Origin of the sequence: Lysobacter claricitrinus (genome assembly GCF_045866565.1) — a bacterium.
Classification (GTDB): domain Bacteria; phylum Pseudomonadota; class Gammaproteobacteria; order Xanthomonadales; family Xanthomonadaceae; genus Cognatilysobacter; species Cognatilysobacter claricitrinus.
Map to the genome: position 1 here is coordinate 47,384 of NZ_BAAFZV010000001.1, position 20,786 is coordinate 68,169.

16 protein-coding genes are annotated in these 20,786 nt (G+C 68.4%); 3 read left to right on the top strand and 13 right to left on the bottom strand.

Annotated elements, in window-relative coordinates; translation table 11 throughout:
* Window positions 1–3: 3 nt before the first annotated feature.
* The gene (locus tag ACKTTN_RS00160; RefSeq protein ID WP_407907857.1) at window positions 4–1,284 is read left to right on the top strand and encodes an HD-GYP domain-containing protein; all 1,281 of its coding nucleotides are present in this window, start codon (window positions 4–6) and stop codon (window positions 1,282–1,284) included.
* Window positions 1,281–2,507, top strand: coding sequence for a putative bifunctional diguanylate cyclase/phosphodiesterase (locus ACKTTN_RS00165; RefSeq protein WP_407907858.1), 1,227 nt, complete (start codon window positions 1,281–1,283; stop codon window positions 2,505–2,507). Before ACKTTN_RS00160 ends, ACKTTN_RS00165 begins: the two co-directional genes overlap by 4 nt.
* 89 nt (window positions 2,508–2,596) lie before the next feature.
* On the opposite strand, the gene tkt is transcribed toward ACKTTN_RS00165, so the two are convergent.
* From tkt to ACKTTN_RS00230, 13 genes are all read right to left on the bottom strand, one after another.
* Window positions 2,597–4,588 (bottom strand): transketolase, encoded by a 1,992-nt coding sequence (gene tkt, locus ACKTTN_RS00170; RefSeq protein ID WP_407907859.1) that lies wholly within the window; start codon window positions 4,586–4,588, stop codon window positions 2,597–2,599.
* Between the two features lie 70 nt (window positions 4,589–4,658).
* A complete protein-coding gene (locus ACKTTN_RS00175) occupies window positions 4,659–5,987 on the bottom strand; it encodes a dicarboxylate/amino acid:cation symporter (protein ID WP_407907860.1) in 1,329 nt (442 codons plus the stop codon).
* Window positions 5,988–6,052: 65 nt separating this feature from the next.
* Window positions 6,053–7,780: a BatD family protein gene (locus ACKTTN_RS00180; protein ID WP_407907861.1), complete on the bottom strand. Its 1,728-nt coding sequence runs from the start codon at window positions 7,778–7,780 to the stop codon at window positions 6,053–6,055.
* Window positions 7,780–9,492 (bottom strand): VWA domain-containing protein, encoded by a 1,713-nt coding sequence (locus tag ACKTTN_RS00185; RefSeq protein WP_407907862.1) that lies wholly within the window; start codon window positions 9,490–9,492, stop codon window positions 7,780–7,782. Before ACKTTN_RS00185 ends, ACKTTN_RS00180 begins: the two co-directional genes overlap by 1 nt.
* Window positions 9,474–10,475 (bottom strand): vWA domain-containing protein, encoded by a 1,002-nt coding sequence (locus ACKTTN_RS00190; RefSeq protein WP_407907863.1) that lies wholly within the window; start codon window positions 10,473–10,475, stop codon window positions 9,474–9,476. Before ACKTTN_RS00190 ends, ACKTTN_RS00185 begins: the two co-directional genes overlap by 19 nt.
* Window positions 10,472–10,921, bottom strand: coding sequence for a DUF4381 family protein (locus ACKTTN_RS00195; protein ID WP_407907864.1), 450 nt, complete (start codon window positions 10,919–10,921; stop codon window positions 10,472–10,474). The genes ACKTTN_RS00190 and ACKTTN_RS00195 overlap by 4 nt, the downstream gene beginning before the upstream one ends.
* Complete coding sequence (locus tag ACKTTN_RS00200) at window positions 10,921–11,898, bottom strand: DUF58 domain-containing protein (protein WP_407907865.1); 978 nt, start codon at window positions 11,896–11,898, stop codon at window positions 10,921–10,923. The genes ACKTTN_RS00195 and ACKTTN_RS00200 overlap by 1 nt, the downstream gene beginning before the upstream one ends.
* Window positions 11,849–12,871 carry an AAA family ATPase gene (locus tag ACKTTN_RS00205; RefSeq protein ID WP_407907866.1) on the bottom strand — a complete coding sequence of 341 codons (1,023 nt, stop codon included), beginning with the start codon at window positions 12,869–12,871 and terminating at the stop codon, window positions 11,849–11,851. Before ACKTTN_RS00205 ends, ACKTTN_RS00200 begins: the two co-directional genes overlap by 50 nt.
* Window positions 12,872–12,995: 124 nt before the next feature.
* Entirely contained in the window at window positions 12,996–14,936 is a 1,941-nt protein-coding gene (locus ACKTTN_RS00210) for a type IV pilus secretin PilQ (RefSeq protein WP_407907867.1), read from the bottom strand.
* A gap of 19 nt (window positions 14,937–14,955) precedes the next feature.
* Window positions 14,956–15,483 carry a pilus assembly protein PilP gene (locus tag ACKTTN_RS00215; RefSeq protein WP_407908680.1) on the bottom strand — a complete coding sequence of 176 codons (528 nt, stop codon included), beginning with the start codon at window positions 15,481–15,483 and terminating at the stop codon, window positions 14,956–14,958.
* Between the two features lie 10 nt (window positions 15,484–15,493).
* The gene (locus ACKTTN_RS00220; RefSeq protein WP_407907868.1) at window positions 15,494–16,177 is read right to left on the bottom strand and encodes a type IV pilus inner membrane component PilO; all 684 of its coding nucleotides are present in this window, start codon (window positions 16,175–16,177) and stop codon (window positions 15,494–15,496) included.
* On the bottom strand, window positions 16,174–16,917 hold the full coding sequence (locus tag ACKTTN_RS00225) for a PilN domain-containing protein (protein WP_407907869.1): 744 nt from the start codon (window positions 16,915–16,917) through the stop codon (window positions 16,174–16,176). The genes ACKTTN_RS00220 and ACKTTN_RS00225 overlap by 4 nt, the downstream gene beginning before the upstream one ends.
* On the bottom strand, window positions 16,917–17,975 hold the full coding sequence (locus ACKTTN_RS00230) for a pilus assembly protein PilM (protein ID WP_407907870.1): 1,059 nt from the start codon (window positions 17,973–17,975) through the stop codon (window positions 16,917–16,919). The genes ACKTTN_RS00225 and ACKTTN_RS00230 overlap by 1 nt, the downstream gene beginning before the upstream one ends.
* 238 nt (window positions 17,976–18,213) lie before the next feature.
* Here ACKTTN_RS00230 and ACKTTN_RS00235 point away from each other — a divergent pair, with 238 nt between their 5' ends.
* Window positions 18,214–20,748, top strand: a complete 2,535-nt coding sequence (locus ACKTTN_RS00235; RefSeq protein WP_407907871.1) for a penicillin-binding protein 1A — start codon at window positions 18,214–18,216, stop codon at window positions 20,746–20,748.
* The last annotated feature ends 38 nt before the right edge of the window (window positions 20,749–20,786 follow it).

Sequence of the window (20,786 nt, forward strand, 5' to 3'; positions counted from 1 at the left end):
CGCATGCAGATCGAAGAACGCGAGATCGAAGCGGACCAGGTGCGGCTCGGCATGTTCGTCTGCCGGCTCGATCGCCCGTGGACCGACACGCCCTTTCCGCTGCAGGGCTTCTACGTTCGCGAGTTGTCGCAGATCGAAATCCTGCGTAATTCGTGCCGCCGCGTGTGGATCGACGTCGAACTCAGCCAGCAGGGCCACAAGCACGGCCTCAACGGGCTCAGCGGCTTCACCAGCCTGGTGCCACCCGCCGCATTGATGATGACCTCGCGCGAGGAAGCACTCGCGCCGCCGCGCGCCGCCGCGCAGCCTGTCGCGCGCGACCCGCGCATCGGCAGCGTGCGTTACCACGACACGGTCGATTTCGAACTCGAGATTCCGTCCGCGCGCGAAGCGCTGGAGGTCGCCGCGTCGACCATCAGCGGATTCGTCGAGCAGGCGCACGCCGGCAATGATGTCACCCCGGAAGTCGCGCACGCCGCGGCGAAGCCGGTCGTCGCCAGCGTGCTGCGCAATGCCGATGCGATGTTCTGGCTCAACACCCTGCGTCGCCGCGACGGCTACGCGTATTCGCACGCGCTGAACTGCGCGATGCTCGCCGCCGCGCTCGGCCGTCATCTCGGCCTGCCGGAGGACTACCTCGTCGAGCTCGCCACCGGCGCGATGCTGATGGACATCGGCAAGACGCAGGTGCCGCAACCACTGCTGCAGCGCGAGGGTCCGCTCGATGCGATGTCGATGGCGCGCGTGCGCCGGCACGTCGAGCTCGGCACGCAGATGCTGCAGGACGACCGCTTCAGCGACACGGTGATGGAGATGGTGCGCGGCCACCATGAACGCGCCGACGGCAGCGGCTATCCGGCGCGACGCACCGGCGGCGACATTCCGCTGCACGCGCGCATCGCCGCGATCGTCGACAGCTTCGACGCGATGACCAGCGACCGCCCGCATGCGCCGGCGATGGCGCGGCACATCGCGCTGCAGGAGCTCTATCGCGACCGCGCCACGCGCTACTACCCGGAGCTGGTCGAGCAGTTCATCAGCTGCCTGGGCGTGTATCCGACCGGTTCGCTCGCCGAGCTCAGCACCGGCGAGATCGTCGCGATCATGTCGCAGAACGCCGCGCGCCGGCTGCGTCCGCGCGTTCTCGTACTGACCGATCCCGACGGCGCACTGCTGTCCGGCTTCCGTACGCTCGACCTGCTGTCGTCCGACAGCTCGATCGAGATCCGCCGCCCGCTCCCCGACCACCATGCCGGGATCGACGTGGCGGAGCTCTATCTTTGAACCGCGCGGAGTTGTCGCGCAGGCTCGATGCGCGCATCGCGGCGGGCGAGGCGTGCATGGGTGTCCTGCTGGTGCGCATCCAGCGCCTGCAGGAGTTCCGGCTCGTGCACGGCTATGAGGCCAGCGATGCCGTCGGCCGCGCCGCGTTCGAGCGCATCAACGAGCTGCTGCGCCCGCAGGACATCCTCGAACAGGTCGCCGAGAATGAGTTCATCGCGCTGCTGCCCGGCCTGATGAACCCGGGCCACGCGATGCTCGCCGGAACGCGCGTGGTGCGTGCGTTCGAGACGCCGCTGCTGTTCGCGCAGCATGCGGTGATGACGCCGGTCGCGGTCGGCCTGAGCCTGTCGCCCGAACATGGCGCCGATGCCACCACGCTGCTGCGCCGCGCCGAAATCGCGCTGCGTGACGCCAAGCGGTTGAGCGAACGCTGCGCGCTGTACAGCCCCGGCACCGAACGCATGATGGTGCCCTACGAATGGCTGCACGACGCGCTGCGGACGAACCGTCTCGAGGCGCACTTCGAGCCCATCCTCGACCTCCGCCGCAATGCGATCAGCGGCTATGAGTCGCTCGCGCGCTGGCACGATCCGGACGGCGGTCCCATTCGCCCCGACGTATTCATCCGCCTCGCCGAAGACACCGGCCTGATCGCCGAACTCACGCGCTGGAGCCTCAACGCGACGTTCCGCCACGCCGCCGCGATCCGCGCGCGCGATCCACGCCTGCGCTTCTCGGTGAATGTGTCGCCGCGCGTGTTCGGGCAGCGCGACCTGGTGCAGCAGATCACCGGGGCGCTGTCGGTCTGGGACATGCCGGCCGAATCGGTGACGCTCGAAGTGACCGAAAGCGCGCTGATGGAAGATCCGATGACCAGCATCGCGATGCTGCACACGCTGCGCGAAGCAGGCCTCGGCATCGCCATCGACGATTTCGGCGCGGGTTATTCCTCGCTCGCGTACCTCAAGCAGTTCCCGGCAACCGAACTGAAGATCGACCGCAGCTTCGTCGCCGACATGCGCCACGACCTGCGCTCGGCGCGCGTGGTGCGCGCGATCATCGATCTCGGCCACCAGCTCGACCTGCAGGTCGTCGCCGAAGGCATCGAGGACGCGGAGACGCTGGAAGTGCTGCGGGCGCTGGGTTGCGACCGCGCGCAGGGCTATCACATCGGGCGGTCGACACCGGCGTCGTTCCTGTTGGATCGCGCGACCAGCGTCTGACGCGACGATCCGCTCGTCCGCCAATTCCGCAAAAAGAAACGCGGCGCCCCGAAGGACGCCGCGTTTCTCTATCGCGCGTCGTGCGCCGATCAGCCCAACGAGCGCGCCGCCTCGACCACGTTCTCGACCGTGAAGCCGAAGTGCGGCATCAGCTTCTCGATCGGCGCGCTTGCGCCGAAGCCGTGCATGCCGATGACAGCGCCGTCCAGGCCGACGTACTTGCGCCAGTAGTCCGCCGTTGCCGCTTCGATCGCGACGCGACGACGCACCGCGTTCGGCAGCACGGACTCGCGATACTCGGGCGGCTGGCGGTCGAAGATCTCGGTGCACGGCATCGACACCACGCGCACGCGGTCGCCGAGCTGCTCCGCCGCCTGCATCGCAAGCCCGACTTCCGAGCCGGTCGCGATCAGGATCAGTTCGGGCGTGCCGACCGAATCCTTCAGCACGTAACCGCCGCGTTCGATGTTGGCGACCTGCTGCGTGCTGCGCGCCTGGTGCGGCAGGTTCTGGCGCGAGAACACCAAGCAGCTCGGGCCGTCGTTGCGCACGATCGCGTGCTTCCACGCCACCGCCGACTCCACCGCATCGCACGGACGCCAGACGTCGTTGTGCGGGATGTAGCGCAGCGAGGCGAGGTGCTCGATCGGCTGGTGCGTGGGGCCGTCCTCGCCGAGGCCGATGGAGTCGTGCGTGTAGACATGGATGACGTGCGCGCCCATGAGTGCGCTCATGCGCACTGCGTTGCGCGCGTAGTCGCTGAAGACGAGGAACGTCGCGTCGTACGGAATGAAGCCGCTGTGCAGCTCCAGCCCGTTGCAGATGGCCGACATCGCGAACTCGCGCACGCCGAAGTAGATGTAGTTGGCGTTCGGGTCGTCGCTAGCGACGGACTTGCTGCCCTTCCACAACGTCAGGTTGGAATGCGCGAGGTCGGCCGAGCCGCCGACCAGTTCGGGCAGCAGCGGTGCGAACGTCTCGATCGCCATCTGCGAGGCCTTGCGCGATGCGACCACCGGGCCTTCGGCCTGCAGCCTCGCGATGTACGCATCGGCGGCTTCCGTGAAACCTTCCGGCAGTTCGGCGCGGATGCGGCGCGACAGCTCGGCCGCTTCGGTCGGATAGCTCGCCGCATACGCCTGGAAGCGACGATCCCACTCGCCTTCGCGCAATGCCCCGGCGTCCGTCGCGTGCCAGGCCTGCGCGATCGGCCCCGGCACTTCAAACTCGCCCGCCGTCCAGCCGAGCGCGGCGCGCGTGGCCATGACCTCGTCCTTGCCCAGCGGCGAGCCGTGGCTCGATTCCTTGCCCGCCTTGCTGGGCGAACCGAAACCGATGGTGGTGCGGCAGCAGATCAGCGTCGGCTTGTCGCTCGACTTGAGCGCCTGCTCGATCGCCGCCTTGATCGACGCCGCGTCCTGCCCGTCGACGCCACGCACCACGTTCCAGCCGTACGCCTCGAAACGCTTCGGTGTGTCGTCGGTGAACCAGCCGTCGGTATTGCCGTCGATGCTGATGTGGTTGTCGTCCCAGAACGCGACGAGCTTGTGCAGGCCCCAGGTACCGGCGAGCGATGCCGCCTCGTGCGAGATGCCTTCCATCAGGCAGCCGTCGCCCATGAACACCCAGGTGCGGTGGTCGACGATGGCGTGGCCGTCGCGGTTGAAGCGCTGCGCGAGCAGCTTCTCCGCGAGCGCCAGGCCGACCGCGTTGGCGAAGCCCTGGCCGAGCGGGCCGGTGGTCGTCTCGACACCCGGCGTCATGAAGTTCTCGGGATGCCCCGGTGTCTTCGACTCGAGCTGGCGGAAGTTGCGCAGGTCGTCGATGGAGACGTCGTAGCCGGTCAGGTGCAGCAGCGCGTACTGCAACATCGAGCCGTGGCCGTTCGACAGGATGAAACGGTCGCGGTTGAACCAGCCCGGGTTCGACGGGTTGTGGCTCAGGTAGTCGTTCCAGAGCACTTCCGCGATGTCCGCCATGCCCATCGGCATGCCGGGGTGGCCGGAGTTGGCGGCCTGCACCGCATCGATGGCGAGGAAACGGACGGCGTTGGCGAGATCGCGGCGGGTCGGCGTGGTCATCGGGGAGCAGGCAGCGGCGGGAGCCCGCTATTCTCCCATCCCCCGGCGCGCCGTGCCCGGCCGCTGGGCGTCAGTGCCCCATGCCGCCCTGCGTCGGCAGCGTGTCCGGCACGTCCGCTTCGCCACTGCGATGCGAGACCACGACCGCGGTGGCGAGGTCGCCCGTCACGTTGAGCGCCGTGCGGCACATGTCGAGGAATGTGTTGACGCCGAGGATGATGCCGATGCCTTCCGGCGGCAGGCCGACGATGCCGCAGATCATCGCGATCACCGGCAGCGAGCCGGACGGAATGCCGGCCGTGCCGATGCCGCCGAGGATGCAAAGCACCAGCACCATGAGCTGCTTGGCCAAGCCCAGGTCCATGCCGTAGACCTGCGCCAGGAACAGCACGGTGATGCCTTCGAACAACGCGGTGCCGTGGTGGTTGGCCGACGCGCCGACCGTCAGCACGAAGCGCGAAACCTTGCGCGGCAGCCGCAGGTTCTCTTCGGCGACGCGCAGGGTGACCGGCAGCGTGGCGGACGACGACGCAGTAGCGAATGCGGTGAGCGTGGCTTCCTGCGAACCGCGGAAGAAGACCAGCGGCGACATGCCGCCGGCAAAGCGCACCCACAGCGGCAGCACGACGAAACCGTGGATCGCGAGCGCGACCAGCACCGTCACCACGAACCAGCCAAGGCTCAGCAGCACATCGAGGCCGAGCTTCGCGCACAGCTTGAACATGAAGCAGAACACCGCGTACGGCGCGAGCTTGATGAACATGCCGATCAGGTGCATCGAGATCTCGAACAGGCCGTGCAGCGCGTTCTTGAACGCTTCGGTGCCCGCGGTCGGCCTCATGACCATGCCGATGCCGAACATCAGCGCGAAGAACACGATGCCGAGCTTCTGCTTGTCGTCGCCCATCGCGCTGACGATGTTGTGCGGCACGATGTTGACCAGCAGGTCCATGATGTTGAGCTGGTTGCCCTGGGTCGCGATCTCGCTCGCCTTGGCGAGGTTGGTGCTCATCGCCTGCTGGATGAGCGCCGGCGACATGTGCGTGCCCGGCTGGATCACGTTCACCGCGATCAGGCCGATGGCGACCGCCGCGGCCGTCACCACACCCGTGTAGATCAGCGTTCGCCAGCCGAGGCGGCCGAGGCTCGCAATGTCGCCGAGTTCCGCCACGCCGAGCACCAGCGCGGAGAACATCAGCGGGACGACCAGCATGAACAGCAGGTTGAGGAAGATCTGCCCAAACGGGCCGGTGACGTAGGTGATGAGCGTCGTGACCCACGGCGCGTCCGGCGTGGTCGCATGCACCACAAGGCCGATCACCGCGCCCAGTACGAAGCCGAGCAGGACCTTCACGTGCAGCGGAAGGCCGCGGCGGGCGGCGGGGTTCGTTGCGTGCATTGCGCGTTCTCCGTCGAAGCGGTGCGAGCTTAACAAAGCATCGCGACCGCCCGGCGGCGCCCGTCTCAGCCGGACGGGTACAGCGGAGGCAACGCCCCGCGCGCGGGCTTGGCGACGCGGCGCCAGCGCGGTCCCGACGCGAAGGCGGCGCGCAAGCGCGCGCGCGCGTCGGCCGGATCACCCGCGCCCCAGCGCGCGCGACGCAGGCGATCGACCGCGTCGCGTTGCGCGGCGTCGTCCAGGCGCGCGGCGACGGCTTCGAGGTCGACCGACTCGCCGCCCGCAAGATGCCGCAGTGCGGCGTCGATGTCCGCGAGATCGCCAAGCTCGAGCGCGCGCGCAAGGCTGGGCACCGACGATTCGCCGGAGGGCGTCGTCATCGCCGGCGTTTGCGGCGGGGCGGCCGGCATCGGAAAAGGCGGCGGTGTCGATGTCGATGTCGATACCGTCGTCGTTATCGGACGCGGCACGCCCGACGACACGTCCACTCGCTGCACCATCCCGTCGTCGCGACGCGACGAGCGCACGCGCCACAAGCCAACGCCGACCAGCAACAACGCGACGAGCAGCGCGATGCCGACAACCACTACGCGGCGATCCGTGTGCCGCGCGGATGGCACGCCTGCCGGGGCGTCATCGCGCGGCTGCGCGTCCGCGGCCGGCGCCGCGCCGGGTGCGACGGCGAGCGTGATCGGCGGCAGCCGCGTCGAACGCGCCTCGCCCGCGCGGCTGTCCCACCAGTCGATGCGCGGGCCTGGAATCACCAGCGTGCCCGCGCGCGACGGCACGATCGAAAAACGGCGCTGCTCGCGCACGTGCGGACGCCCGTCCACCATCGACTCGTCCGACTGCGGACGCTCCGGGAACACCTGCGCGCCATCCGGTGCCGTGATCTGCAGGTCCGGCAATTGCGCCGCGCCCGCGCCGTCGGCCTGCACTTCGACGACGACACTGGCCGCCGCCCCCGCGCGCGCGTTGCGCGGCTGCTCGAGATAGCGCATCGACAGTGCGCGCAGCGGCAACCACGGCGTCGGCGCGGTGGCGGGAATCGGACGCACCTGCAGGATGCGCGGCCGTGCGACGGCGTGCAGCGCGGACTGGCCGTCGCCGAACAACTGGTCGAAGGCATTGCCGCTGCCGCGACCTTCGAAGCTCGCCGGGGGCACGACGAGTTCTCCGCTGCGTTCGGGCACGAGCATGAAGCGGCGCTCCGTCACCACGTACGAGCGACCACCGACCGTGCGCCGGTACTGCACGTCGTCGCCGACACGTTGCAGGCTCGCTCCACTGGGCTCGGGCTGGTCGAGCTGCCCTGCAATCAACGGAATCGCCGAATACAGCCGAACGACCCAGCCGACCGATTGCTGCACGTAGGGGTCCTGCGAATCGGCTTCGCTTTCGATGAAGACATCCGCGTTGCCCGACATCGCGGGCGTGTTCGGTGCAGGCGTCACCAGCAAGGTGAGCGGTTCGGTCGTCGCGCCGCCGACGCGCAACGACGGAATGGTGACCAGACCGTCGCGACGCGGCCGCAGCGCGACCGCATAGAGGCTGCGTCGACTGACCTGCCCGTTGACCCATTGCAGCTGTTGCTGGCTCGCCTGCCCGCTCAGGTCGAAGTCGCGCAGCAGCGGCGCGTAATCCGGCGCGTCGTTCGCGTCGGTCTCGACGTTCAGCGTCGTGGTTTCACCCACAGCAATGCGGTCGCGATCGAGCCACGCGCGCGTCTGCGCGCCGGCGACGGTGGCGAATGCCAGCAGAACGACTGCGACCAGCAGGCGTGCGACACGCATCAGCGGCGACCTCCAACCTGGCGTCGTTCGTATTCGAGCCTGAACTTCTCGCGCAGCAGGTTGCCGGGCTCGTCCGGCACACGCATGAGCGCGGCTTCGTCCGATAGTCGACGCTCGCGCTGCTCCGGCGTCATCGGCGGGGCCTTCGCCTTCTCAGCGGTCGCCTTCGCCTGCTGCAGCGCGCGCTGCATGCGTTCGCGTTGCGCAGCGTCGGCCTGCGCCTGGCGCGTCGCATCCGCGGGTTTCGGCGGCGACGTGCCGTTCTGCTTCGGCGCCGGCGTCTGCCCGCTGGAGGGCTTCGGCGACGACGACTGCCCGTTGCACTGCGCATCGCCCGGCGCGCAGTTGCGTGGCTTCTGCGACTGCTGCGACGTTCCGCCGTTCTTTCCCGACTGCTGCTGGCCGCCCTTCTGCTGCGGCGGCGGGCGCTTCATTGCCTGCAGGACCGCGTTGCGGTTCGCAACCGCGTCCGCCATGCCCGGCTTGCGACGCAGTGCCTCGTCGTACGCGGCGACCGCATCCTGCAACTGCCCGGCCTTCGCGAGCGCGTTGCCTCGGTTGTAGTGGGCGTCGGCGCCGTCGGCCTGCGCGAATTGCGCCGCGGCCTTTTCGAAATCGCCTCGACGATAGGCCTCGATGCCGCGATCGACCTCGCGCCACGCGCGCTGGTCGGCGCGATGGAACAGATCCGCCGCCAACGACGGCCGCGGCATCAACGCGACGACGAGCAGTAGCGCCGCGGCGCGCGGTCGACGGACAAGCACGATCAGCGCGAGCAGCATGACCAACGGGACGAGCCGGAAGCCTTCGTCGGCCCATGCGCGACCGCCCTCGCCGCCACGTCGTGCGCCCGCACCGGATGGCGTCGCGAACACCGCGTCGTCGCTGCCATCCAGCGCGAGCCGCGCATAGCTCCCGCCGCCGCTGCGTGCGAGTGCGCGCATCGAACTCTCGTCGAGGGCCACCTTCACTGTCGAACCGCCCGGCGTTCGCAGCGTGGCGCCTGCCGGCATCCCAAGCCCCAACGCCGACACCGTGATGCCCACGTTCTGCGCGTCGCTCGCCGCGCGTAGCGCGTCGCCGTCGGCGTGGTCGGTGACCAGCACGATGCGCCCGCGAGGAAACCCCGCGCGTTCGATGAGCTCGCGCGACTGCGCGATCGCGCGCGCGGGCGACTGGCCATCGACCGGCATGACGCCGGGCTCGAGTGCGTCGACGAACAACGCGACGTTCGCTGCGTCGTCGGTCAGCGGTGCAACGGTGAACGCGTCGTCCGCGAACGCGACCAGTGCGATCGGGCCGCTGTGCGGCGACTTCAGCAGCCGTGCAAGCCGTGCACGCAGCTGCGCGACGCGCGTCGGCGGCAGGTCGTTGGCGAGCGACGCGCTGGAGAGGTCGACCGCGACGACCAGCGGCTCGCGCGTTTCCCACGTCGGCATATCGATCTGTCGCCATGCGGGGCCGGCCAGCGCGATCACCGCCAATGTGTACGCGAGTACCGCGGCCCACGCTGCGATGCGATGGGTGGACGCGCGTCCGGACGCGAGCAGGTGCGGAAGCAGGTGCGGATCGACCGCGCGTTTCCACGCTGCGCCGGTCGAGCGTCGACGACGCAGCCACCACCACAGCGCCGGCAACGCGAGCAACGCGAACAGCCAGTCCGGCCGCAGCAGGTTCAGCGGGCCGAGCGCGATCATGCGCGGCGCTTCCATTGCAGCGCCGCGAGCAGCGCGAAAGCGAATGCCGCGGCTAGCGGCCACATGTAGCGCTCGATGTGCGGCCTCACCGCGCGGCCGGGTTGCGCGATGGGCTCGAGTCGGTCGATCTCGGCGTAGATGCCCGCAAGCTCGCTGGTGTCGCGCGCGCGGAAGAAGCGCCCGCCCGTCGTGCCGGCGATTTCGCGCAACGTCGATTCGTCGATCTCGTCGCCGCCACCGGGCGATGGAATATGGAATCCGAACAGCGACATGCCGCCCTCGCCACCGAACGCAACGGTGTGCACGCGCACGCCCGTATCCGCAGCGATGCGCGCCGCCTTGCGCGGATCCAGCACGCCCGCGGTGTTGACGCCGTCGGTAAGCAGCACCAGCACGCGCTCGCCGGCGGGTTGCTCGCGCAGGCGTCGCACGGCGAGGCCGATCGCGTCGCCGATCGCGGTTTCCTGGCCCGCCAACCCGACCACGCTGTCGGCGAGCTGGTCGCGCACGGTGTCGCGATCGAGCGTGAACGGCGTCAGCACATGCGCCTGCCGGCCGAACACGAGGAGACTGAGCCGATCACCGGCGCGCCGATCGATGAAGTCGGACAGGATCGCCTTCGCCGCGGTGAGGCGGTCGACGACGTTGCCGCCGAGTTCCATATCCGGCTCGTTCATGCTGCCGGACAGGTCGAGCGCAAGCATCAGATCGCGACCTTTCGTAGGCGGCTGCACCGGCGGACCCAATTCCTGCGGTCGCGCGGCGGCGATGCACAGCAGGACCCACGCAATTCCCGCGAACACGCCGACACCGCGCCGCGTCGCGCGCGTCGCCGATGCCCCGACGATGTCGCGCAGGCGTTCCGGCAGCGGCATGCGCAACGCCGCGCCGTCGCTGCGCGGCGCCGGCATCAACCTCGATGCGATCCAGGGCAGCGGAATCGCGAGCAGCCACGCGGGCCATTGCAGCAAGTCGTATGCGTCGCGAAGACCCATCATGCGCGGCGCTCCATCAACTGCACGAAGCGTTCGCGTGCGAGACGAACGGCTTCGTCGGTCGCGCGCGCGTCGACATGTGGACGGAATGCGCCGTCGAGCACCAGGCGACCGGGTCCGTCGATGAAACGCAGGTCGCGTGTCTGGAGGAAGCGGAGCCAGTCGTCACCATCGAGCCGATCCGCGTCGGCGCGAATGCGGCGCGCGGCGCGTCGCAGCAGCTCGGAACTTCGTGCGAGTCGCGCGACGCTCGTGTCCGCGGCGGCGAGTTCGGTATCGAACATGGCGATGGCCGTCGCGCGTCGGCGCGCGCGGCGTCGGAGCACGATCACGACGATCGCCGACAACGCCACCACCGCGGCCAGCAGCAGCCACCAGCCCGGCGCCAGCGGCCAAAGCGGCGGCGGCGGTGGACGATGTACGTCGCGCAGCAGCAAGCCGTCCGCCATCAGGCCACCTGCGCGACGCGGCCGCGAAGCAATGCTAGGCAGGCCTCGGATGGGTCGGTGGTCGACAGCGCCATGACGCGCACGCCGCGACCCGGCAGCGCTTCGGTCGCACGTTGCAGGGGCGCCGCGAACCGTGCGAGCCATCGATCACGCGTTTCGCGGTCGTCGAGTGCGACTTCGACACGGCCATCGCCGGTCGAGAACGGCACGCTCAGCGATGGTGGCGCGGTTTCGATCGGGTCGTTGAGCAACACGATGGCCGCGTCGTGATGGCGCGCAAGCGCGCTCCATCGATGCAATGGAACGGTTTCAAGACTCGACGGGTCGGCAAGCACGACGACCCGCGCGCCGGGACGCAGCAGTCGCTGCGCGCGTTCGAGCGCGGTCGGCAGGCCGAGGTCGTCTTCGGGACGCGTCGCATACCAGCGCGACAGCGCATCGATTACGCGCAACGCACCGCGCGGACCGCCAGCGGGCGACACCGGCGCCTCGCGCGGACTGGCGCGCAATACGGCGACACGGTCGCCCTCGCCGACCGCATGCCAAGCGATCACCGCGCCGGCGCGCGCCGCCTGCACGGACTTGAAGCGCACCCGCGTGCCGAAATACAGCGCCGCATTGGTGTCGACCACCAGCAGCGTCAGCCGTTCGCGTTCGGCGTGGAAGACCTTCGTGTGCGCGCGGCCGGTGCGCGCGGTCAGCCGCCAATCGACATGGCGCGCGTCGTCGCCGACCGTGTATTCGCGCGATTCGGCGTACTCCATGCCGCGGCCGCGCATCGGTGAATTGGCGAGGCCGGCGTGGGTCGTGCGCACGCGGCGCGCATGACGCGGGCTCGCCGCGACGCCGCGCAACGCGACGAGTTCGGTGATCGTCGGCGTGACGCCGTCGGGAACTTGCGGGGTGGCGTTGCGCATGGCGGCGCGCTCAGGGCAACGGCACCCGCGCCAGCAGCTCGCCGACGAGTCGACCACCATCCCAGCCTTCGGCCGTGGCCTCGAAACTGGGTAGCACGCGATGGCGAAGCACGTCGGGCGCAACGCTGCGCACGTCGTCCGGCGTCACGTAATCGCGGCCTGCGAGCCAGGCATGCGCGCGTGCGCAGCGTTCGAGTGCGATCGAGCCGCGCGGGCTCGCACCCCAGGCGATGCGTCGCGCGAGTGCGGCGTCGTAGCGCTGCGCATCGCGAGAGGCCAGCACGATTTCGACAAGGTAGCGTTCAACGGCCGGCGCGACGTGCAGCGACAGCACGTGGCGGCGCGCAGCGAACACGTCATCGACCGACAGCCGCTCGATCGCGGCCGTAGATGCGGACGTCGACCCATCGAGCGCGTCGCGCGCGCGATCACGTGCGAGCCGCAGGATTTCGGTTTCCACGTCCGCGTCGGGATAGCCGATCCGCACATGCATCAGGAAGCGATCGAGCTGCGCTTCGGGCAGCGGGAACGTGCCTTCCTGTTCGATCGGATTCTGCGTCGCCATGACGAGGAAGAGCTGCGGCAGCGCATACGTCGCGCGCCCGACCGTCACCTGACGTTCGCCCATGGCCTCCAGCAGCGCCGACTGCACCTTCGCCGGCGCGCGATTGATCTCGTCGGCAAGCAGCACGTGATGGAAGATCGGCCCCGGCTGGAACTCGAAGCGCCCGTCCTGCGGCCGCCACACCTCGGTGCCGGTGAGATCGGCAGGGAGCAGGTCCGGCGTGAACTGCACGCGCGCGAAATCGGCGTGCAGCCGGGCCGCGAGTGCGCGGATGGCGCTGGTCTTGGCCAGCCCGGGCGCGCCTTCCACCAGGAGATGGCCGTCGGCGAGCAGCGCGACCAGAAGGCGCTCGACAAGCGTCGACTGGCCGACGATCTCCGCTTGCAGCGCATCGCGCAGGTCGCTGAAAAGACGGTGCAGGCGCTCGGCGCCGGGGTCCGCATCCATGGTGTGTTCCTGCGCGTTCATTCGCGCATTCTGACCTGATCGCCCGCCGGGAGTTCCGACAGTGCCTTCACGAGCGTAATCACGCCGCCACCAACGGAAACGGGGCCGCTTGGGCCCCGTCCGTCGAACATCATTCGTCGATCGCTCAGCGCTGCGCGACGTGCAGCACCTTCGGCGTCACGAAGATCAGCAGCTCGGCCTTGTCCTTGGTGCGACCGTTCTTCTTGAACAGGTTGCCCAGCCACGGGATGTCGGCGAGGAACGGCACCTTGGTGATGTCCTTGCGATCCGTGAACTCGTAGACACCGCCGATCACGACCGTCTGGCCGTCCTCCACGAGCACCGCCGTATTGACTTCGCGCTTGCTGATCTGCGGAACCTGGCCGATCGAGGTGTCGATGAAGCCTTCGACCTCGTCCTTCTTGACCGACATGTTCAGGAACACGCGACCGTCGTTGGTGATCGTCGGGGTCACGCGCATCTGCAGGACGACGTCCTTGAACTGGACGTTCGGGGTCGGGACGCTACCCGCGACAGCAGGCGAAATCGTCACGTAGCCGACTTCCTTACCCTGAGTGATCACGGCCTCGCGCTGGTTGCTGGTGACGACGCGCGGGTTGGAGATCACCTCGCCACGCCCTTCGGTCTGAAGCGCGGACAGCTCGGCGTCGAGCAGATAGCCCGCGTTGAGAATCGACAGGCCGATCGCGCCGGCCGGGCTCGCAACCGGGAGGTTGGTCATCAGCGTGCGACTGATGGTGGCAGCAGTACCAGTCGATACGGCGTTGCCACGGGATGTGGCGTTAGCGGCCGATGCTTCCGCCGACCCGCCGAAACCGAGCGAGCTACGGTCGCCCGTCTTGCCTGAAGCGCCGCTTACACCGAATTTCGCGCCAAGCTCCCGCGAGAACGTATCCGTCGCGATCACGACGCGGGCTTCAATGACAACCTGGTCGACGGGCCGGTCGATGACGCGAATCAACTCCTTCATCGCCGCGACTTTCTTCGGAATGTCGCTGATCATGAGCGTATTGGTGCGCTCGTCAGAGACGAGGCGCCCACGCGACGACAGGAAGCCCGTGTCGCCGGTCTGAGCGCTACCTGCGCCAGATCCGCCGGCGCCGCCCGCGCCCTGGATACCCTTCGCTTCCGTCAACGCCTTAAAGATCGCATCGGCGTTGTGATAGTTGATCTGCACATACTCGGTAACGAGATCCGTGCGGTTGTCGATCGCGATGCGGGCGTCTTCGCGATCCTGCTCGTACTTCGCGATTTCGGACTGCGGCGCGACCCACACAACGTTGCCGCTGCGACGCTTGTCGAGGCCCTTGGCCTGCAGGACGATGTCGAGTGCCTGGTCCCACGGCACGTTGACGAGGCGCAGGGTCACGTTGCCCTGCACCGTGTCCGACGCGACCAGGTTGAGGCCCGATTCCTCGGCGATCAGCTGCAGGACGGTGCGTACCGGCACGTCCTGGAAGTTGAACGTAACCGGCTTGCCCGAGTAACGCGTCGCCGCGTTCGCAGCAGTGACCTGCGCAGCGGCGGCACGGACGTCAGCGGTGCCACCGACGGCGCGCGAACTTGTCGCGGCCTTCGGTGAAATCTCGACGATGTAGTCGCGGCCGGTCTGGTAGGCCATCGAGTCGAACGACCCGCTGGTATCGAGCACAAGCTGCGTGCCCGCGCCGCTGTTGCGCGGGTCGATGCGCGTGACCGGCGTGGCGAAGTCGCTCACGTCCAGCGTCTTGCGCAGGTTCGCTGGAAGCTGTGCGTTGCCGATGTCGATGACGACGTTCGAGCCCGTCTTGCGCAGGTCGGGCATCGCGCCGTCACCGCTGAAATGCACGACCAGGCGGCCTGCACCGTCTTCGCCGCGCTTGAAGTCGATGTCGGCGACGGAGACGGCCCCGGGCAATTGCTTCGCCGGGTCCAGGCTCGGTGCCGGGGCGACCGGCGCCGCGGGTGCAGGCGGTGCCGCCTGGACGCTGCCGAGAGCGGCCAGCATGCCGAGGGCGAGTCCCGCGAGCCGCACCCCGATCAGGGGACGGGCCGTCCTTGCGGATTGGGCAGTGTTCGAAATCATGATCCTCATCCCCTCAGCATCACTTGTTGTCGTCGAGTGCCAGCGTGGCCGGCCGTTCAAGCCAGCCACCCGCCCCGTCGGGCACCAGTTCCACTACTTCGATGCGATCCTCGAACACCGCGGTGACGCGGCCGTCGGACTGCCCCATGTAATCGCCCGGCCGCACGCGGTAGGTCACCTTGTCGGGTGCCATCACCAGCGCGGTGACACCCGCGCCCTTGCCGAGCGTGCCGACCATGTCGAGGCTGTCCAACGGGAAAGCCTCGAGCGGTTGCTTGCGTCGCGCCGAATCCGGACGCGGGCCGTTGCCGCCGCCGTCGTCGGTGAAGGCGCGGCTGAACGGATCACGCAGCGACTGCGCGGCGTATTCGAACGTTTCGAACTGTTGCATCACCGGAAGCGGGTCGAGCGGCGGCGCGGGACGCGCCTTCGTGTCGTCGAGCCACTTCTGGAGGTTGGGTGCGTCGCCGGGCCGGCTCGTGATGCCGCGCGCGCAACCCGCGAGGGCGGCGGCGAGCACGAAGCTCCGGACGATCGTGGATCGCATCGTCTGCATGTCAGCCTCCCTTCGCGCCGTTGGCCGGCTGACCGTTCGCGGGCGCCGCGCCGTTTGCCGGCGCTGCCTGCTTCGCGACTTCGTCTTCGTCGAGGTAGCGGTAGGTCTTGACCGTTCCCGACAGCTCGAGGAGGCCGTCGTTCGCCGCGACGCCGTTGCCGGCCTGCGCATTCTTCGGCTTCAGCGAGATGTCGTGCATGGTCATGATGACCACGCGCGGCAGCGAGGCCACGCCACTCATGAACGCGCCGAACTGGTGGTAGGTACCCACCATGCGGAGCGCGATCGGCTTCTCGGCGTAGAAGTCCTTCGGCTGCTCGTCGCCCGGCTGGAACAGCTCGTTGGTGATGCCGGTGGCGAGCGCGGTCTGCGAAATGTCGACGATGAGGTCGGGCATCTCGTTCTTGCTCGGCAGCTGGCGGAGCATCTGCTGGAGCTGCGCTTCCATCTGCACGAGCTGCTGCTTGAGCGCACCCAGATTGGCCGCCTCGCCCTGCTTCTTCTCGTAGGTCTGGCGCAGGTCGGCTTCGGTGCGTTCCAGGCCGGCGAGTTCTTCACGCTTGTCGCTGATGAAGAGGAACCAGAACAGGACGAGGATCACTACGGCGATGATCGCGCAGAACCCGGCCTTGGCCTGGCGCGACCACGAGCCGATGTTGTTGAAGTCGAGATCGAGTTTGCTCACGACTTGGCTCCCGGGGTGGTCGACGCCGCGGCAGGTGCCGGCGCGGGCGCAGCGGGGGTGGCAGGTGCGGCAGTCGCCGGAGCGGGCGTCGCCGCCGGCGCGGCCGGAGTCGTCGTTGCCGGCGCAGTCGTCGACGTGGCGGCCGGCGTCGCAGTCGCGGCATCCGGCACGCCGTCACCGTCGGTGTCGCGCGGTGCGTTCGGATCGGCGAGCTTGACGCTCAGGCTGAACGTGTACGGGAGGCCCTTGTCCTCGCCCTTTGCCTCGATGATCGAGAGCTGCGGATCCGTCATCCAGCCCGAACTCTCGAGGCTGCGCATGTAGGTACTGACGCGCGCATTGGACTGCGAGCGCCCTTCCAGCGTGAGCGACTGGTCGTCCTGCTTGATCGAGGTCAGGACGACGCCATCGGGGATGGTGCGGACCAGCGAATCGAACAGGTGGACCATCTGCGAACGGCTGGCCTGCAACTTCTCGATGACTTCCTTGCGGGCAAGCAGGCGCGCCTTGGTCTTGTTGAGCTCGGCGATCTCGGTGATCTGCTTGTCGACGTCGTCGATCTGCTGCTGGACGAAGGTATTGCGCTCCGTCTGGCCGTCGATCTGCGCGCCGTAGTACATGTTGATGCCCATCGCGAGCACCAGCGCACCGATCGCGGTGGCGCCGAGCATCACGCCAAACTCTTTCTGGCGCTGCTTGCGGCGCTCGACGCGCCACGGGAGGAGATTGATGCGTGCCATCAGTCGAAGCTCCTCAGCGCGAGCCCGCAGGCGATCATGAGCGAGGGCGCGTCCTGCGCGAGGGCGTGCGGCTGCACGCGCGGCCCCAGCGTCATGTTCGCGAGCGGGTTGGCGACCATCGTCGGCACGCCGAGCTGGTCTTCGAGCATCCGGTCGATGCCGGTAATCGACGCACCGCCACCGGCGATGACGAGCTGGTCGACGCGATTGAACTCGCTGCCCGCGTAGAAGAACTGCAGCAGGCGGCTGATCTGCTGGACCATCGCCTCCTTGAACGGCTCCAGCACTTCGGTCTGGTAGCCCTCGGGCAGCCCGCCCTGGCGCTTGGCCTGGCCGGCTTCCTCGTAGGACAGCCCGTAGCGGCGCATCACTTCGTCGGTGAGCTGCTTGCCGCCGAAGACCTGCTCGCGCGAGTAGATCGTGCGGCCGTTGCGGAGGACGTAGAGCGTCGTCATCGTCGCGCCGGAGTCGACCAGCGCGACGAGCCCGTCACGCGGCGTCTTCAGCTGCTCGGACAGGAGCGCGAAGGCGTTTTCGATCGCGAAGCTCTCGACGTCCATCACTCGCGCCGTGAGCCCGCCGAGTTCCAGCGCGGAGGCGCGGATCTCGACGTTCTCCGAGCGCGACGCCGCCAGCAGCACCTGCACGGTGTCCGGCGTGTTCGGCATCGGGCCGAGGACCTCGAAGTCGAGGTTCACTTCGTCGATCGGATACGGCACGTAGTTCGCCGCTTCCAGTTCGACCTGCGCCTCGAGCTCGTCACCGTCTAGATCCGACGGCATCGGAATGACCTTGGTGATGACCGCCGACCCGGCGACCGCGGCAGCGGCCCCCTTGGCGCGAGTGCCCGACCGGGCCACGGCGCGCTTGATGGCTTCGCCCACCGCCTCGACCTCGACGATGTTCTTTTCCACCACGGCATTGGGCGGCAGCGGTTCCACCGCGTAATGCTCGACGCGGTAGCGGTTGCCAGCCCGGGTGAGCTGCAACAGCTTGACTGCGGTCGAGCTGATATCCACGCCAACCAGGACCGGCTGGCTCTTCGTGATCACGCCCACATCGAATCTCCCCTGCCACAGGCGTTTGGACGCACTTCTTGCGGCACTGCCTAGATAACGGACTTTTCACCCCAAGGCAACCGGGCCATCACGATTCGTGATGCCTCCGACAAAAACCCGTCACCGGCTGGATGAACGGTTGAGGGGCCGGATCGCCGGAATTCCGACGTAGACGCCGACTTTGCCCGCCAGACCGTCCTCTATACTCACTTATCGATTTCTTTACGCGACGTCCTCGATGCCCCGTTTCCGTCGTCTTCTCCGCTGGGCGCTGTTCGCGAGCGCCGGCCTGCTGGTCCTCGGCCTGATTGCCGCCGGTGCGCTCTACGCGGTCATCGCCCCCAAGCTCCCGGACGTCGAGACCCTCCGCGACGTGCAGCTCCAGGAACCGATGTACGTCTACGCCAAGGACGGGCGCCTGATGGCCCTGTTCGGCGAGACCCGCCGCTATCCGGTCGACATCGAGAAGGTCCCGGACCTGCAGAAGAAGGCGTTCATCGCCATCGAGGACTCGCGCTTCTACGAGCACCACGGCGTGGATTTCACCGGTGTGGCCCGCGCGGTCTGGCTGCTCGCCACCACCAACGACAAGCGCGTGCCGGGTGGCTCGACCATCACCCAGCAGGTCGCCCGCCAGTTCTTCCTGAGCAACGAGTACAGCTACACCCGCAAGCTGGCGGAGATGATGCTGGCCATGCGGATGGAGCGCGAACTCAGCAAGGACGAGATCTTCGAGCTCTACCTCAACGTCAGCTTCTTCGGCAATCGCGCCTACGGCGTGGCGGCCGCGGCCGAGTACTACTACGGCAAGCCGCTCGACAAGCTCTCTCTGGACGAGATGGCCTCGCTGGCCGGCATCCCCAAGTTCCCGTCCGCGGCCAACCCGATCAGCAATACGGCACGCGCCAAACGCCGTCGCGACTACATCCTCGATCGCATGGCCGAGCTGAAGTTCATCAGCGCGGCGCAGGCGGCCGAGTCCAAGGCCGTGCCGATGCATGCGACGCCGCACGAGCGCCCCGTGGAGGTCTACGCGCCCTACGTCGCCGAGATGGTCCGGCAGGAAATGCTGACGCGCTATGGCCCGGAAGCGCTCACCAAGGGCTACCACGTCTACACGACGATCGACCCGACGCTGCAGGCGGCGGCCGACTCGGCGATCCGCGACGGCCTGCATACCTACGACCGCCGCCACGGCTGGCGCGGCGCGGAGCGTCATTTCGACCTTGCCGACGCCGACGACGCGGTCGCCGCCGGACGCCGCCTCGCGCCGTTCCCGGCGCAGGGCGAACTGCTGCCCGCGGTGGTGCTGTCGGCGCAGGCCGGCAATGCGCAGCTCGCGCTGGCCGACGGGCGCACCGTCACGATCGACGGCTCGCACGCCTGGGAAGGCATGAGTCTGGCGACGCTCAAGCGCGGCGACATGGTGCGCGTGCGCAACGTCGCGCCAGCCAGCGATGCGAAGGCGAGCGACGCAAAGCCCGCGCAAACCGCAGCCGCCGCCGGCTATCGCCTCGACCAGCTGCCGAAGGCGCAGGGCGCGCTCGTTTCGATCGACGCCATGAACGGTGCGCTGCGTGCGCTCACCGGTGGCTACAGCTTCGCCGGCAACAAGTTCAACCGCGCCGTGCAGGCCAAGCGCCAGCCCGGATCGAGCTTCAAGCCGTTCGTGTACTCGGCCGCGTTCGAACGCGGCTTCAATCCGGCGTCGATCGTTCTCGATGCACCGGTCGTGTTCAAGGATCGTGTGGGCCATCTATGGCGCCCGCAGAACGACACCGGCAACTTCGCCGGCCCGATGCGTCTTCGCGAAGCGATGGTGCAGTCGCGCAACCTGGTGTCGGTGCGCCTGCTCGACGCCATCGGCGTCGACTACGCACGTAAGTACATCAGCCATTTCGGCTTCGAAGAAAAGGACCTTCCGCCGAACCTGTCGATGTCGCTCGGCACCGCGTCGCTGACACCGATCTCGGTCGCGCGCGCGTACGCCGCGCTGTACAACGGCGGCTACCGCATCACGCCCTGGTTCATCGACACGGTGAAGGATCGCAACGGCGCGGTGATCTTCAAGGAGAAGCCACTCGTGGGCTGTCATGGCTGCGCGGTCGTCGCCGGCGCGACCGGCACCACCGTGCAATCCGCGAACAGCGTCGTCGACGGCTTCGATCTCGGCCCGTCGCCGAGCGCGTCCGCGCAGGCTGGCGCGAGCGCAGCGCCGCCCCAGGGCGGCGCGGATGCCTCGAAGTCCAAGAAGGTCGACACGACGGGGATGGCGATCGCCCCGCGCGCGATCGACGAACGCATCGGCTACCAGATCGTCTCGATCCTGCGCGACGTCGTGCTGCGCGGCACGGGCACGCCTGCGCGCGTGCTCAACCGCGAGGACGTCGGCGGCAAGACGGGCTCGACCAACGATCACCGCGACGCCTGGTTCTCCGGCTTCGGCGGCCCGTACATCACCACCGTCTGGGTCGGCCGCGACGACTTCAAGTCGCTCGGCTACCGCGAGTACGGCGGTCGCGCCGCGCTGCCGATCTGGATCGACTACATGCGCGTCGCGCTGAAGGATCAGCCGATCCAGCCGAACGATCCGCCGGATGGCATGGTCAAGGTCACCGTCGGCGCGGGCGGACGCCTGATCCCCGGCGGAACCGGCGGCATCACCGAGTGGGTCAAGACGGAAGACCTCGAGCGCATGCAGAGCGACATCGACTACGGCCCGTCGTCGCAGCAGCAGGACACCGGTTCGGAAGAGTCGTTCGACATCTTCTGATCCTCTGAACGGATGTCGACGCCGCGACAACGGGCGTC

Excerpts from the sequence above, each read along its gene's own strand:
- tkt (WP_407907859.1), bottom strand. The coding sequence starts at position 4,588 with ATGACCACGCCGACCCGCCGCGATCTCGCCAACGCCGTCCGTTTCCTC.
- ACKTTN_RS00195 (WP_407907864.1), bottom strand. The coding sequence starts at position 10,921 with ATGGCGGACGGCTTGCTGCTGCGCGACGTACATCGTCCACCGCCGCCG.
- ACKTTN_RS00225 (WP_407907869.1), bottom strand. The coding sequence starts at position 16,917 with ATGGCACGCATCAATCTCCTCCCGTGGCGCGTCGAGCGCCGCAAGCAG.
- ACKTTN_RS00235 (WP_407907871.1), top strand. The coding sequence starts at position 18,214 with ATGCCCCGTTTCCGTCGTCTTCTCCGCTGGGCGCTGTTCGCGAGCGCC.
- ACKTTN_RS00215 (WP_407908680.1), bottom strand. The coding sequence starts at position 15,483 with ATGCGATCCACGATCGTCCGGAGCTTCGTGCTCGCCGCCGCCCTCGCG.
- ACKTTN_RS00175 (WP_407907860.1), bottom strand. The coding sequence starts at position 5,987 with ATGCACGCAACGAACCCCGCCGCCCGCCGCGGCCTTCCGCTGCACGTG.
- ACKTTN_RS00210 (WP_407907867.1), bottom strand. The coding sequence starts at position 14,936 with ATGATTTCGAACACTGCCCAATCCGCAAGGACGGCCCGTCCCCTGATC.
- ACKTTN_RS00185 (WP_407907862.1), bottom strand. The coding sequence starts at position 9,492 with ATGGAAGCGCCGCGCATGATCGCGCTCGGCCCGCTGAACCTGCTGCGG.
- ACKTTN_RS00205 (WP_407907866.1), bottom strand. The coding sequence starts at position 12,871 with ATGAACGCGCAGGAACACACCATGGATGCGGACCCCGGCGCCGAGCGC.
- ACKTTN_RS00180 (WP_407907861.1), bottom strand. The coding sequence starts at position 7,780 with ATGCGTGTCGCACGCCTGCTGGTCGCAGTCGTTCTGCTGGCATTCGCC.
- ACKTTN_RS00190 (WP_407907863.1), bottom strand. The coding sequence starts at position 10,475 with ATGATGGGTCTTCGCGACGCATACGACTTGCTGCAATGGCCCGCGTGG.
- ACKTTN_RS00160 (WP_407907857.1), top strand. The coding sequence starts at position 4 with ATGCAGATCGAAGAACGCGAGATCGAAGCGGACCAGGTGCGGCTCGGC.
- ACKTTN_RS00200 (WP_407907865.1), bottom strand. The coding sequence starts at position 11,898 with ATGGTGGTCGACTCGTCGGCGAGCTGCTGGCGCGGGTGCCGTTGCCCT.